This is a genomic window from Actinacidiphila sp. bgisy144, from assembly GCF_057708105.1.
This window is the reverse complement of record NZ_JBYIRM010000005.1, coordinates 278,595-292,215: the sequence shown is the minus strand read 5'-3', so window position 1 is coordinate 292,215 and position 13,621 is coordinate 278,595. Positions and strand designations below refer to the sequence as shown.

At 66.5% G+C, this 13,621-nt stretch carries 6 protein-coding genes, 1 tRNA gene and 1 other RNA gene; 5 read left to right on the top strand and 3 right to left on the bottom strand.

Features of this window, described 5'->3' with window-relative positions; all coding sequences use genetic code 11:
• Nucleotides 1-92 precede the first annotated feature (92 nt).
• Nucleotides 93-189, bottom strand: an RNA gene (gene ffs, locus AC3EVP_RS08605) — signal recognition particle sRNA small type.
• A 72-nt stretch (nucleotides 190-261) separates the two neighbouring features.
• On the opposite strand from ffs, the gene AC3EVP_RS08600 reads away from it, so the two are divergent.
• Nucleotides 262-349 (top strand) — tRNA-Ser (locus tag AC3EVP_RS08600).
• Nucleotides 350-566: 217 nt separating this feature from the next.
• Nucleotides 567-2,183, top strand: a complete 1,617-nt coding sequence (locus tag AC3EVP_RS08595) for a PE-PGRS family protein (protein WP_435127775.1) — start codon at nucleotides 567-569, stop codon at nucleotides 2,181-2,183.
• Here AC3EVP_RS08595 and AC3EVP_RS08590 read toward each other — a convergent pair.
• Nucleotides 2,113-2,955, bottom strand: coding sequence for a PE-PGRS family protein (locus AC3EVP_RS08590; RefSeq protein ID WP_435127773.1), 843 nt, complete (start codon nucleotides 2,953-2,955; stop codon nucleotides 2,113-2,115). The genes AC3EVP_RS08595 and AC3EVP_RS08590 overlap by 71 nt on opposite strands.
• An 817-nt stretch (nucleotides 2,956-3,772) precedes the next feature.
• Here AC3EVP_RS08590 and AC3EVP_RS08585 point away from each other — a divergent pair.
• Genes AC3EVP_RS08585 through AC3EVP_RS08575 form a run of 3 tightly spaced genes read left to right on the top strand, consistent with a single transcriptional unit; the run spans nucleotide 3,773 to nucleotide 12,305 of the window.
• Nucleotides 3,773-6,535 (top strand): helicase-related protein, encoded by a 2,763-nt coding sequence (locus AC3EVP_RS08585; RefSeq protein WP_435127771.1) that lies wholly within the window; start codon nucleotides 3,773-3,775, stop codon nucleotides 6,533-6,535.
• A complete protein-coding gene (locus AC3EVP_RS08580; protein ID WP_435127769.1) occupies nucleotides 6,532-9,324 on the top strand; it encodes a DUF1156 domain-containing protein in 2,793 nt (930 codons plus the stop codon). The genes AC3EVP_RS08585 and AC3EVP_RS08580 overlap by 4 nt, the downstream gene beginning before the upstream one ends.
• A 2-nt stretch (nucleotides 9,325-9,326) precedes the next feature.
• Nucleotides 9,327-12,305: a DUF499 family protein gene (locus AC3EVP_RS08575; protein ID WP_435127767.1), complete on the top strand. Its 2,979-nt coding sequence runs from the start codon at nucleotides 9,327-9,329 to the stop codon at nucleotides 12,303-12,305.
• An 88-nt stretch (nucleotides 12,306-12,393) separates the two neighbouring features.
• Here the strand turns inward: AC3EVP_RS08575 and AC3EVP_RS08570 are convergent, their stop codons facing one another.
• Nucleotides 12,394-13,611 carry a tyrosine-type recombinase/integrase gene (locus AC3EVP_RS08570; RefSeq protein ID WP_435127765.1) on the bottom strand — a complete coding sequence of 406 codons (1,218 nt, stop codon included), beginning with the start codon at nucleotides 13,609-13,611 and terminating at the stop codon, nucleotides 12,394-12,396.
• Between the last annotated feature and the right edge of the window lie 10 nt (nucleotides 13,612-13,621).

Sequence of the window (13,621 nt, the reverse complement as noted above, 5' to 3'; positions counted from 1 at the left end):
CCCACCTCGTTTCGGCACCCCGCCCCGGCGCTTCGGCCGCCCCGCCCCGCGCCCCGGACCCGCCCCAGCCCGGCCCAGCCCGGCCCCGGACATGCAAAGACCCCTCACGCACCCGCCAGAGCTCACCTACCCTTGCTGCCTTCCGGCCCTGGGGGAGTTCAGCGAGATAGCGCCACGCGAGGGGCTGCGCCCACCCTACCCCACCCCCCACCCGGCGAACGAGTTCGCAACCACCCCCCACCACCCTGTAATGTCTCCCCCGGAGGATTCGCCTAGTGGCCTAGGGCGCACGCTTGGAAAGCGTGTTGGGGGCAACCCCTCACGAGTTCGAATCTCGTATCCTCCGCCATGGCTGACCAGCCAGAACGAAGCCCTCGACCGGCACCCGGTCGAGGGCTTCGCGGCGTCTTGGTCTCAGTTCTGGTCTCGTTGGACACCCAGCCATCCGGGCCGTACCTGCATGAACGCCCCCCAACGCGGGCGGAGCGGCTTGGGGCAGTCCCTCGTTGGGATGACATACAGAGGAACGCCTGTGCGGCGTCGCCAGTCCCCGGTATGACCGACTCATGCAGCGTTGGTCACGCCTCAACGAACGCCAGCTCGTCCTTCTGACCCGCATTGCCGCGGGCGATGATCCGGTGACCTCGGACAGTCCCGAGCTGGCCCAGTCTGCTCGGGCGCTCAAGGAGCGGGGCCTGATCACGATGCTCAGGGGTGGCGGCAAGAAGTGGCAAGCGGCGATCACGGACGCCGGCGCCTTCTACCTGGAGCACGGCCACCATCCAGACCGGCCCGCCAAAAGGCCCCGGACCGCCGTTGAGACCAGCGACTCCGCGGAAGCGCGTGTCACTGAGGTCTCGAGGTCTGCCGCTCGTCAGGGCGCCTCGCGGAAGCACGGCGCCTCGGCACGGACGCGCGGCGGGGAGATCGGCGGGCCCGCGCTGATCGAGCAGGTGTTGGCGGCGGAGCGCTTCATGCGGATTCCCGACCCGACTCCTGAGGAACGGGCCCGTTACAGAAGGGCGTTCGACGCAGCCCGCACGTGTGCGCCAGCCGGGTACGCCCTGAAGTACAGCGGCCGGGCCAAGGGTGACTTCTTCCTGGGGCTGCTTCGGGTCACCGGTGAGGACGACGCCGAATGGAACCGCATCCGGCTGCAGCGCAGCAGAACGATCACTGACGTGGACGACGTCATTGCCGCGGTGCAGGCAGACCACAGCGCATTTGAGGTCTCCGAGGATGTGCTCCCCCGCGTGCTGTCCCTTCTCCGCCTCCTGGCTCAGGAGGCTCTGCGCCGCCATGGCGACATCGCTGTGTCCAAAAAGCGCAGGCACCCACGCCCCATGCTCACCGTCCACGGAAGAACCTATGAGATCAGCTTCCAGGAGGGCGAGAAGCAGGTCCGTTACGTCCCCCCACAGCGAGGCCAGCGAAGGATCTACGACTGGCAGCGGACGACCCCGGCGTACCGGACTGAGCCGTCGGGAGAGCTGGAGTTGCGCCTCTCACAGGGCTACAGCGAGAAACTCGAATGGTCTGACAGTCCCAAGAAGACGCTGGAGGAGCAGATTGACTCGATCTTTCGCGCTGTGAAGAAGCACGCTGAGAAACAGGAACGGGGCAGGCTCACCCAGGAAGCGGAACGGAAGCGGCAGAAGGCGGAGCGGGATCGGCAACTCGCTGAGCGTCAACGAGCAGAGGTGGAAGAGCGGGATCGGCGGCAGCAGCAGTGGGAAACGGCGCTGACCGAGGCCAGGGCCGCCGCGATCCAGGCAGCCAGAGGTCAGCGGTTCACCACAATGTTCGACAAGTGGCTCATAGCGGGACAGATAAGGCAGTTCTGTACGGCATTCGACGAGATGGCAGAACGCTGCAATGAGCCGACAGAGGCCGAGAAGTTCCGGCAGTGGGCCCGGTGGGGAGAGCAAGAGGCAGACAGCCTCGACCCGACTTCCGGTGACCGCCGTGGCTCGGCACCGGAAGAATTCAGTGTGGAGCCGACAGGCGAGGAGTTACGCCCGTTCCTGAACGGCTGGAGCCCGAACCGCCCCGAGAAGGAACGAACCGCTCAGCCCCCATCTCAGCGGTCGGAGGCGGAGCCGCAGCGAGCCTTCATCGACGTACGTCTGGACCAAGGCTGGAGATATGGACGCCCAGGTCGCGCTCAATGGTGGAGGCGATGACCCCGTGTCCCCGGTTTCGTAGCTCCCGTACCGCGCGCTCGACCAGTCCGCCGAGCCGAATCACCTCCGCGCGCAAGGCAACCAATTCGTCGTAGCGCTCGGCCCGCTCCTCACCGCACCACTGTCGAACCATCCGCAGAACGGCCTGCTCGGCATCCAGCTTCCGGTCGTCCCTCCGCCCCCACGAACTCCACTGTGACTGGGATCGTTCGTCAGCAAGGGCCTGTTCCCGACGGTCAGTCTCAGGCAGGATCTCATCCGCAAGCCGCTCGGCAACCCTGCGGGCGAGCCGCTCGGTGACCGGCCAGCCGACCAGACACAGGCCACCACGCTTCTCGTGGAACATCGGGTCTGAGCGCAGCTCAGCGGGATCGAGTTCGAGGCGTTTCACAGTTTCATCAAGGCAGGAGATCTCAAGCACACCGGCGTCAGCGACTCCTCTGCGCAGACGCACGTTTTTCTTGGGCCGCATGAAGCTCAGCACCAACCGGGCAGCCTCGAAGGCGGTGGTCCCCCGCACTTCTCGCGACACCTCGGCCAGAGCCGACTCGGCGGCATCATCCGCCTTGAAGGCATCGAGGTCGGACCATGGCGCGAGCAAGCAGTCTGGCGTCACCCACTCCTGAAGTCCCGTCTCCTCTCCTTCGAGGAACCTCACGTGCACCCACCCGGTGCGCCGCGGTCCTCCTACCCGGACGATCTCCACCCGACCGACCGGGCCTCCCCAATCCTTAGCTCGCGCTCGATAGGCCCAGCTCTCACCGATCTCCATGTGACCACTCAGTCAGTGCCGGCAGGACGCTCGACTCGATTCCCTGGATTCTTCACCCAGTCGGGTGACAGGCAAGCCAAAAAGATGCGGCATGCGATATGTGTGAGCGCTGCAGCGAGCGGCCCCACTATTTGCAAGAGTTTCTGCCGCCGACGCCGATCACCTCCACCAGGGGAACCGGACGGACATGGTCGACAGTGGGGCATCCTTGCGCCGCCAAGGTTACAGATCGAAGCGGATCCAGGCGAATCGGGTGACAATCACGATCACGATCGGGCACCTTGGTCACCCGACCCGCGGGGCATGTGAGTCACTAAGTCGCATCGCATGCGGTTCGGCCGCTCGGTTGGGGGGATCACGCTGTGGGTTCAGTCGCGCCCGAAGACCTGCCCATTCCGGGCACACAGGTCCGCGTTGACGGCGAGATGGCCACGGTCATTGCTACAACGCCTACAGGTGACGGGGCCGACCTGGTCATCCGGCGGAGCGACGGCACGCTTACTGACGTAACACTCAACTCCGCCGAGCTACTCGCATCAACGGTGCCGGTCAACGATGCTCAGGGTGAGCCCGCACGAGCTCTGGCTGCGTTATGGGGGCGCTGGATGCAGTACGCCGTTCCCCGCATCCGATCTGCGGTGCTGGCAACCCGCCCGCTACGACCATACGCGCACCAAGATGAAGCAGTGTTCAGTCACATGCTGGCGCAGCCTCGATTGCGGTTTCTGCTGGCCGATGAGCCGGGTACCGGGAAAACCATAATGTCAGGTATGTACATATCTGAAGGTACCCGGCGGGGTTAGTACCTGGTCGAACGGTGATCATCGTTCCAGCCCATTTGGTGGGCAAATGGCAGCGGGACCTACGTCGGTACTTCGCGATCGAAGCTGCCGTTGTGACAGGGGAGATCGCCAGAAATCCCCGCGACCTTGATCCGCGAGTCAGCGTGTGGCTAGCGAGCGTTGACCTGTTTACCCACAACGCCGATGTCCGCCGCAAGATATCCGGTGCCCGAACATCCTGGTCGCTAGCCATTTTCGACGAGGCGCACCGACTCACGCCCACCTCCCAGTACCTAGGTGCGGCGCGGGAAGTGGCCAACCGGTCGCACCACCTGCTGCTGCTTACCGCAACTCCGCACCGGGGTAAGGAGCACTACTTTCGAGCACTACTCAACCTGCTGGATCCAACGCTGTACCCATGGGATCCGCGTCAGTCCGAGTACGACCGGGCGGTAAAGCCCTCGACGCTGTCTTTCCTCCGCCGGATGAAGGAGGAGCTGAAGGGCTTCAACGGTGCCGATCTGTTCCCGCCCCGGTTCGCCGAGACGGTGCCGGTGAACCTCAGCAGCGCGGAGGCGGCGGCTTACACCGCGGTCATGGATTACGTGGATACCCACTACGGCGAGAACGCGACCCTGGCCCGCTCGATCTACGGTAAGCGGGCCGCCTCCTCGCTGGCGGCCGCGGCCGCTACTGTTCGGCGGCGAGCGGAGATGCTCCGGGGCCCGGCCGCGGGCCGGACCGCCCCCCTAGTGCCCGAGGAATTCACCGGCAGCGACGGGACGGTGGACCTCGCGGTGGAGGACGACGAGGCCTGGCTGCGGGCTGAGGAGGCGCTGGTCCGCGCCCGGAGCCGAGACAAGGGCAGTGAGCTTGCCGTTGTCGAAGGAGTCTTGGCAGCGATCGGCCAGGCGTCCGGGACATCCACAAAGTGGGAGCGGGCACAGGAGATCCTGGCGGCCCACGGCATCGAGCCCGCGCAGGGGCAGTTGCTGGTGTTCACCGAGTTCGCCGATACCGCCCGCTGGCTGGCCGAGTGCTTCGAGCGGGTCGGCTACAGCGTTGAGGTGTTACAGGGCGCAGTTGGCCACCACGAACGGGACCGGCTCCAGCAGCGCTTCCTGACCGGACAGTTCCAGGTACTGGTCTCGACCGACGCGGGCGGCGAGGGAATCGACCTGCAGTCCGCTCACGTGATGATCAACTGGGACATCCCATGGTCCTTGGTCCGCCTCGAGCAGCGCATGGGCCGCCTACACCGCATCGGCCAGACCCAGCCCGTACACATCTACCACCTGGTAGCGCCGCAGACCCGCGAGGGGCGGGTCCAAGAGGTCATGTTGGGCAACCTCCAAGCCGCCGGGGAATCGCTCGGTGGCCGGATCTTCGACCTGATGGACGCGACCGCCGACCGCGCTGGCTTCGATTACACCCGCGCGCTCGCCGACGCCCAGGCCGGCCGCGATGTGGACGTCCCCGAGATGGCCGAGCTACTCGCCACCGCCAAAGAACTGGTCAAGGACGAGAGTCGCCTCAACACGCCAGCCAATACCGAGGCCGCACTGGACCGGTTCCGCAGCGACCGCTTGGAAGCCATCAACCCGGTCATCGTCGACGGCTTCGTCGACCAGCTCGCCTACGCTGAACACTGGACATCTGGCCCCGGCCCGGCCAAAGGTATCCGTCACCTGAGCGCGACCCGACTGCTGCCATCAGCGCTCGGCGGCGGGCACGAGGCACTGGTGGCTGCCGACGGAGCCTCAGTCCGCAAGGCCGTCAATGACGGCGCCCAAGGGCTGGACGACGTGATCGTGCTCGGCCCCACTGAGGAGCCGTTCCACGAACTGACCGACCTGGCCCTGCGTATCGGCGAGAGCGACCTGATCCGCGGCACGGTCCTCATTGACTACGCCTCTCTGACCGACTACACCCTGCTGGTCTACGACGCCGAAGTAGAGGTCCACGACGGCATCCGACGCCAGCGACGCAAGACCCCGGTCCTGATCCGGTACTCCGGTGCCGGCGCCTTCGAAAACGCCTGGGAATCCTTGATGCTGCTCACTCCCAGCGGCGTTTCCCACCGAACGGCGCCGCCGCTGTCCCCAGCGCTGCGCCACGACGCCGGGCGGGAAGCCCGAGCGGCACTGGCCCGTGAAGCCGCGCGGGCCCGCGCCGAGCGGGAGGCGTGGGTTGACCAGGCGCGTCGGCAGCTCGACCAGGTCGAGTACCGCTACCTCGACGAACTCGAAGACCTACCCGCTGCAGAGCGGCGCGAGCGGATGTCCCGCTTCGGGCAGCTTAAACGCGACCGCCTCGCCCAGCTCGACGACATCAGCAGGGTCGGGGAGAGCGCTCCGCGCCTGGTCGGCTGGGCATACGTGGTCGGCGAGGCTCGCGCCGACCAGCTCGGCTACGACCCCGATAGCGAGGCGATCGCGGTGGCCGCTGTCCTAGCCGAGCTGGAACGGCTCGGCTTCGATGTCGACGACCGCCAAAGCGCCGGGGTGGGCTACGACCTGCTGGCCAGGCACCGCACCACCCGCGAACAGCGCCTGGTGGAGGTCAAGGGCCTGCAAGCGGGCCTGGCGCCGGTATGGCTGGAGCAGCACGAGTGGGCCCAGGCACAGCAGCGTGCCCACGAGTACTGGCTGTACGTCGTGGTTGACTGCGCCACCGCCCCCACAGTTGCGGTACGGGCCCAGAACCCGGCCGACCTGCTGGCCAGCGGGCCGCGGCGCATCGAACGATTCCAGATCAAGGTTGCCGACCTGCGTCGGCTGATGGGAGAACAGCGGTGACCACGAGCGACCAGGTGCACTCGGCTAGTACGTCGCCTGCAGCACAGGGCGGCAGTGAGGAGTCGGGAAGCCGCCTGATCGACCGCTGGTTTCCGTGCGCCGCGGTCGACGCCGCGGTCGGTACGCCGGCCGGCTCCGGACGCAGCGAGAAGGCCCTGTTCACCTGGTTCGCCTCCCGACCCATCGCCCAGGCCCGTGCCGCCGTGCTGACGGCGCTGCTGCCGGACCGGACTGCTCACCACGACGACGTAGAGGCAGCAGTCAGGGACGCCGACACCGAAGCCCAACAGCGTCTGCGAAAGGTCATTTCTGCCTACTATCCGTCAGGGCGCCCTGTGGTCCTTGACATGTTCAGCGGCCGCGGCATCATCCCGCTGGAGGCGGCGCGCCTCGGGGTAACCGCCGTCGGCACGGATCTCAGTCCATTAGCGGCCTTGGCCGGGCGCCTGCTGGCTGACTACCCGCTGCGCGACTGGTCCTCCGAGCCCGAACTTCCTTTTGCAAAGCCCCACGTGGACCAGGCGCTGTTCGGCGAGGCCATGCCCCGCTTACTCAAGGATGTCCGGCTGGTCATGGCTGAGGTCGGGGGCCGGGTTGCGGAGGCAGTGTCGCCACTGTATCCACGTAGCCGCAATGGCGCCTTTCCGTGGGCGTACGTGTGGGCGGTAACGATCCCCTGTGACCACTGTAGGCGCCGCTTTCCACTGATCGGCTCCATGGTTCTAAGGCATCCCTACCAGCGGACCGGGGACGACGGGCAAGCCCTGCATCTGGTTGTCGAGCAGGACGCTTGGCGCACCGAGGCGATCGACGGACTTCCCTTGCAGGAACCGACCTTTGCTGCCGCCGCCGGTAAGAAAGGCAAGAGTGCGCGGTGCCCGTTCCCCACCTGCGGCCATGTGCACAGCTTGGAGTCGGTCAAGCGGATGGGGAAGGCCGAGCAGTATCGCGATGCGCTGCTGGCTGTCGCTGAGGAGTTTGAGGGTTCTCGGAAGGTCTTCAGGGCGCCGACCAAACAGGAGATCGATACTGCGCTCTCAGTAGGCCTCTCGAAGCTTCCGCCGCTGTCCGGGCTACCCGCCGTGCCTGATGAGGCCATCCCCAACGGCAACGAAGACACCGTGCGGGCCTCCGCGTATGGCTACCGTACGTACGGCGACCTGATGAATTCACGCCAGACGGCCAAGTTCATCGCGACCGCCCGCGCCATCCAGAACGTAGCCGCCGACTGCATTAGAGCCGGTGTCAGCACCGAGTACGCCACTGCACTCGCCGGGTACGCTGCTGCGAACCTTCCCCGCCAACTGCGCCGAGCCACTCGGGGCGCCAAGCTATTGAGCCACGGCAAAGCAAACGGCTCCGCTCAAAATCGGGTGCAAGTGGCGGACGTCTTCTCCGATGAAAGCAAGGTCTCCTTCAACTTCGACTACGTCGAGGCTGGACCGGGCGATGGCCCGGGTACATGGTCCAGTCTCAGCGAGAGCGGCCTTAACGCCCTAAAGAAGGTACTCGCGGAATCGTCTGCTGGACACCCCGGCCGGTTCCGACGCGCCTCTGCCGTCGCCCTGCCCTTCCGCGACGGATCCGTGGACGCCGTGATTACGGACCCGCCCTACTACAACATGATCGACTACGCGGACGCCTCCGACCTCTTCTATGTCTGGCTGCGCCGTGCGTTGCGTGATCTGATGCCCGACCTGTTCGACCAGGTCGGTCACGACGGGCTGCAGGACAAGACCGACGAGATCATCGTCAAGCGCGGCAAAGCCCCCGGTGAGCACCGCACCCGCGACTTCTACGAACAGATGCTCAGCCGTTCCTTCAGTGAAGCGCGGCGGGTCCTGCGTCCGGACGGCCACCTCGTCGTCGTCTTCGGGCACTCCGACCCCGACGCCTGGCGCCGCCTGCTCGGGGCCCTGCACGACGCGGGCCTCGTGGTCACCAGTTCCTGGCCCTCCCGGACCGAGACGGCCGCGACGGGCGTGGCCAGTATCAAGGTCACGGTCACTATCGGCTGCCGCGTCACCGCCCCCAACCGCCCGGCTGCCACTGCCGCCCAGGTCGACCGCGAGGTCACTCAACGGGTCAAGGCCGCGGCCCGGGAATGGGACCGTGACGGGCTGGCCCTTACCGATCAGCTCATGGCCGCCTATGGGCCGGCCATGGAGATTTACGGCCGCTTTTCCAAGATCCTCAAACCCGACGGCAGCCGGGCCGAACTCGACCGCTACCTCACGCTGGCCCGTACCACGGTCCGTGACGCCACTGCTCTCAAGCTGGACGAGTTGCCGCTGGAGACTTTCGACGCCCCCACCCGCTTCGCTGTCTTCTGGCAGCGCCTCTACGCGCGGTCGGACGTCCCCAAGGGCGAGGCGCGATTCCTGGCCCAGGCGGACAACCTGCGGCTGGAGGACCTGCGGGGCGCACTGTTGACGGAGAGCAAGAGCGGCTACCGGTTGCGGTTAGACGCGCCGGACGCTGTAGGGGAGCAATCCTCGGCCTTCGAGGTGGTCCGGGCCATGGCCGCCGCATGGGACCAGAACGCCACCGAAGGCGTCGCCGCCGTGCTGGCCGACTGCGAACGCCAGCCCACCGACGCGCACCTGTGGGCGGTCGTTGGGGAAATCGTCGCGCAGCTTCCGCCGAGCGACCAGGTTGCCAAGGCGCTGACTGCCGTGCAGCGCAACGCCGCCACGATTACCAGCCTGGCGCACCGCGCCGCCACCGCATCTGCACCCGGCGAGCCTGTCGTCCAGCTTGCCCTGTCCCTGCCCGATGAGGAGTCCTGAGCATGTCGACCGGCACTGCTGCCCACTGGGCGGACTTGCTGCCCCTGCGGCCTGAGGTCACCGACTCCGACGGTTCGGTCGGGGAACTGCAGATGAGCCTGCACAAGGCCGTCTACCAGACCGTGGACGTGCCCTACCGCAAGGTCGACTACTACAGCGACATCACCCAGCCCACCCCGAACCTCGTCGGCTTCTTTGGCCGCATCGCGCGCCGACTGGGAACCGACGCCGACCGTGCGGCGCTGTTCCACCTCGACCAGGGGATGGGTGGTGGCAAGAGTCACGCCCTGGTCGGTCTTTACCATATGGCCCATTCCCCGCAGGAGTTCTTCGCCACGGAATTGGGCCGCAGGGTCCGCGCCGAAGCCGAGCAGGGTGGCACCGATGTGGACCTGGCCGGCACCCGGACCGTCGTTCTGACCGCCGACTACTTCAGCCCCGGCAGGACGAGTGAGACCTTCGGCCCGGCTACCAACCTGTTCGAGCGGTTCCTGTGGTCGCTGACTGGCGGCGACATGGACCGCTACCAGCGCTACGTCGACGGCGGTCCGAACAAGGACACCCTGCAGCAGGCACTCACCGACGCGGGACGCCCGGTGCTCATCCTGCTGGACGAGCTCATGGACTACGTTCTGCAGCTCGCCGAGCCCGAGAACATCGCCTCCATGCCCGGCGAGCAGGCGTTCCTCAATGCCCTGATGGACGTGTGCGACGATGTGCCTCGCGTCGCCCTCGTCGTGGTCATGATTCGGAGCGAACTTGACGAGCGCGGCTATCCTCCGCAGGCCGAGGGCTTCCGCAGCTACATCTCCGAACGGCTGGTACGCAACGGCCCCGACGGCAGGGTCGCGGTCAACTCGTCCCACGACTTCGCCGCCATCATCCAGCGCCGCCTGTTCGAGTCGGCCGATGTGAGTGCTGTGGCCGCACAGATCGCCCAGCAATACGCCGCAGCACACCAGGGCAGCTGGCGGGACAAAGTCCTCGACAAGCTCGGCCCCGGGCGAGGGGCAGCCGGCTTCGCCGAGCGGGTCACGTCCAGCTATCCCTTCCACCCCGAGCTGATGCGGCTAGTGCGCGAGGAGTGGTCGCGTGTCCAGAACTTCCAGCGGGTGCGCTCCACGGTCGCGATCTTCGCTCGGACAGCGCTGCACTGGGTAACCGAGCACAAGGCCGGACGTTGGGCCCCTGCCCTCATCGGAGTCGGCGACATTCCTCTGACTACAGCCCTGGAGCAACTGCTGTCCTCCGGTCTGTTTATGAACAACGACCGAGCCGTCCAGGGCTACCGCTCCGTAGCCACCACCGACATCACCAGCAGCGACGGCACCGCAGGACGCGCTGTTGCCATCGACCGAAGGTTACTTGCAGACGGTGTCACCGCAGACCAGCAGCACCCCGCAATACGCATGGCAACCGCTCTGTTCTGCTACTCCATGGTCTCCCGCCCTCGCGCCGGCAGGGGAGCGACCAAGGCCGAACTCCTCGCCGCCATCCTAGAACCGGCCCCGGCTTCAGGCACCCTGTACACCGACGCAGAAGAGGTCTTCAACGCCCTCACCGGCGAAGATGGTCTTGGCGCACTGGAGATCACACAACCCGCCAACGCACCGGGCCGCTACTACCTGTCGATCAAGCAGACGCTGCGGATGTACTACACCGCCTGCCACGCCCTGGTTGACCAGCAGGCCTGCGAGAAGCTGCTCTGGGACAAGGCACAGAAGCTCGCCCACAAGGGAACCTTCGACGAGATCCACTTCATCGACGCTCCGGCCGCTACCGGCACGATCGACCTGGCGCGGACCTTCGAGGGCGTGGACTCGGCCACCACCCGCCTGGTGGTGCTCGACCCGCGTCGCTGGACTTTACTGAACGGGAAGGACACCCTCAGCCGGACCGAGATCACCGCGCTGTTCGGCCTCGGACATGATGCGCTCCGCATGGACAACGCCGCCAGCTGCACTGTGGCATGCGTGAACACCCAGAGGCGGGACATGGCACGCAAGCGTGCCAAGGAGGTCCTCGCCTGGCGCAATGTCCTCAAGCAGATCGACCCCGAGGACGCCGACGAGTACCGCGAGGCCACCGCCAGAACCACCGAGGCCGAGGACAAGCTCAAGAAGGACATCGACAAGGCCTTTCAGCACTACGCCTACCTGGTGCGTGCCGCCGACGGACTGCACGTGGAGTTCAAGCGGTTCGACGGGGACGGTATGTCCTCGCTGCGCGGGGACCAGGTATGGTCCGCATTGGTGCAGGCCGGTCGTGCGACGACCACCGGCGGCCTATCAGCGGAGTACCTTGCCACCCTGCTCGACACCTTCGAGCGAACCCTGACTCCTCGTGAGGTCGTCCAGTTCTTCTACAAGCACCCCTCATTCCCTCTGGTCGCCGCCACCGACGACATACGCACGGCCATCTTCGCCCTGCTCAACGATGGGTGGGAGATGGCTGACTCCGACGGCAATCCGCTCGCCATCTCCTCCGCGGCACAGGTCTCCATCAACTCCATCAGCCAGAGCCTTCGTCGTGTGGTCGTGCAGCCCGAGGCCGTGCCGGCCACCTCACCTGCGCCGCGGAACAACACGACGGCCGTACTGCCCCAGCAACGAAACCCCGCCGTCGGTTGGCAGGAAGACGCGCTGGCCGCGGACAACGACCAGCAGGGCCGGTCCACGGTCGACCAAGCTCGTACGAATGCAGCCAGCACCACTGGTAATACACCGAGAATCGCAGCGCACCCGGTCGCCTACAAGCGGTACATCGTCGAACTCAGCAACCGCAGCATCACCGCATCCGATGCGCGCAGCCATGCGTGGGAACTCGTCAAGGAGCTGAGCAAGGTCATCGACACAGATGCCGACCATCAGCTCCTCAGCTTGAATGTCACCCTTGTCACAGCTGAGGGAGGGCAAGGCGCGATCCAACAGAAGGCAGAGCAGGCTGGCGCACGCTTTCGGATCGAGGACGATGACTTCTGACCGGCGCAGTCGACGACGTGGCATCGCCCGACTGACCGGACGGCCCGCAATTGAGCCGTCCGGCCAGTCGGCTGTCCAGGCAATGGCCCTAGAACTTGTGGTCGGTGCCCCAAAGCGCGCCTTGAACCTTTCGCGCTGTGTCCTGAAGCAGCGGATCTGTCACGTGCTGGTACCGCTTCGCCATCGACGCCGAGGACCAGCCCATGATCGACATGACGATCCGCTCGGGGACGCCGAGGAGCAGGAGGACCGTGGAGGCGGTGTGGCGGGCGTCGTGGAGTCGGGCGTCGCGGACGCCGGCTTCTTGGAGGAGCTCCTTCCAGCGGTGATAGTCGGTGTTGGGGTTGAGGGGTTCACCGGTCGGTGAGGTGAAGACGTAGCCCTTCTCCGTCCAGAGCTGGCGGGCATCGGAGCGCTCCCGTGCCTGGGTTTCCTGATGTTGGCGAAGGAGCTTGGCCAGCTCATCCGGCAGGCCGATCGTGCGCTTGCCAGCGCGGGACTTGGTGTCCTTCGTCTCACGGCGGACCTGTGTGCGCTTGCGGCAGTAGCCAGGCTTCCGGCCGCAGTCGCCGCCGCAGCCGTGGGCGTACTTCGGCCTCAGCCGTCCCCGCCGGACGCGGATGACACCGGAGTCGAGGTCGACGTCCGACCACCGTAGGCCGAGCACCTCGCCCTGCCGGAGGCCGAGGGCCAGGGCGATGACCCAGCGGGCGGCGTTCCGCCGCTTGCCCGCCGCCAGCAGGATGCGCTGGACCTCCTCCACCGAGTACGGCTCGATCTCCTCCTCTTCCAGGCGCGGCGCCTTGGCAATCTTCGCCACGTTCACCGCGAGGTGCCCCCGGCGGACCGCCTCGCCCAACGCCACCCGCAGCGTGCGGTGGGCCTGGTGGGCGGTGGCGGGCTTGCTGCCGCCGTCCTGCATCTTCTTGTAGAAGCGCTCCAGGTGTTCCGGCTCCAGCCTGATGAGCCGGTGGGCGCCCAGGCCAGGTATGAGGTGGACGCGTACGGCGACCTCGTACCCGGCGATGGTGTTCTCGGAGACACCGATCGGGGCGATGTTCTCGATCCAGTGGGTGAGCCAGGTCTTGACCGTCCACGCCTGGCCGGGTTTGCGGACGGTGCCGGCGTCGCGCTGCTTCTCCAGCTCGCGGACGAGCTTGGTGACATCGGCTCGGGACTTGCGGGACACGTGGCGGCGGTCGGGTGTGCCGTTGTCCTTCACCCCGACGGTGACGCGGCCGTGCCAGCGGCCGTCGTTGCCGAGGTAGATGGACGAGGCGCCGTTGGGCTGGCGGGTCTTGGCCATGTCCGCCTCC

Excerpts from the sequence above, each read along its gene's own strand:
- AC3EVP_RS08590 (WP_435127773.1), bottom strand. The coding sequence starts at position 2,955 with ATGGAGATCGGTGAGAGCTGGGCCTATCGAGCGCGAGCTAAGGATTGG.
- AC3EVP_RS08595 (WP_435127775.1), top strand. The coding sequence starts at position 567 with ATGCAGCGTTGGTCACGCCTCAACGAACGCCAGCTCGTCCTTCTGACC.
- AC3EVP_RS08570 (WP_435127765.1), bottom strand. The coding sequence starts at position 13,611 with ATGGCCAAGACCCGCCAGCCCAACGGCGCCTCGTCCATCTACCTCGGC.
- AC3EVP_RS08575 (WP_435127767.1), top strand. The coding sequence starts at position 9,327 with ATGTCGACCGGCACTGCTGCCCACTGGGCGGACTTGCTGCCCCTGCGG.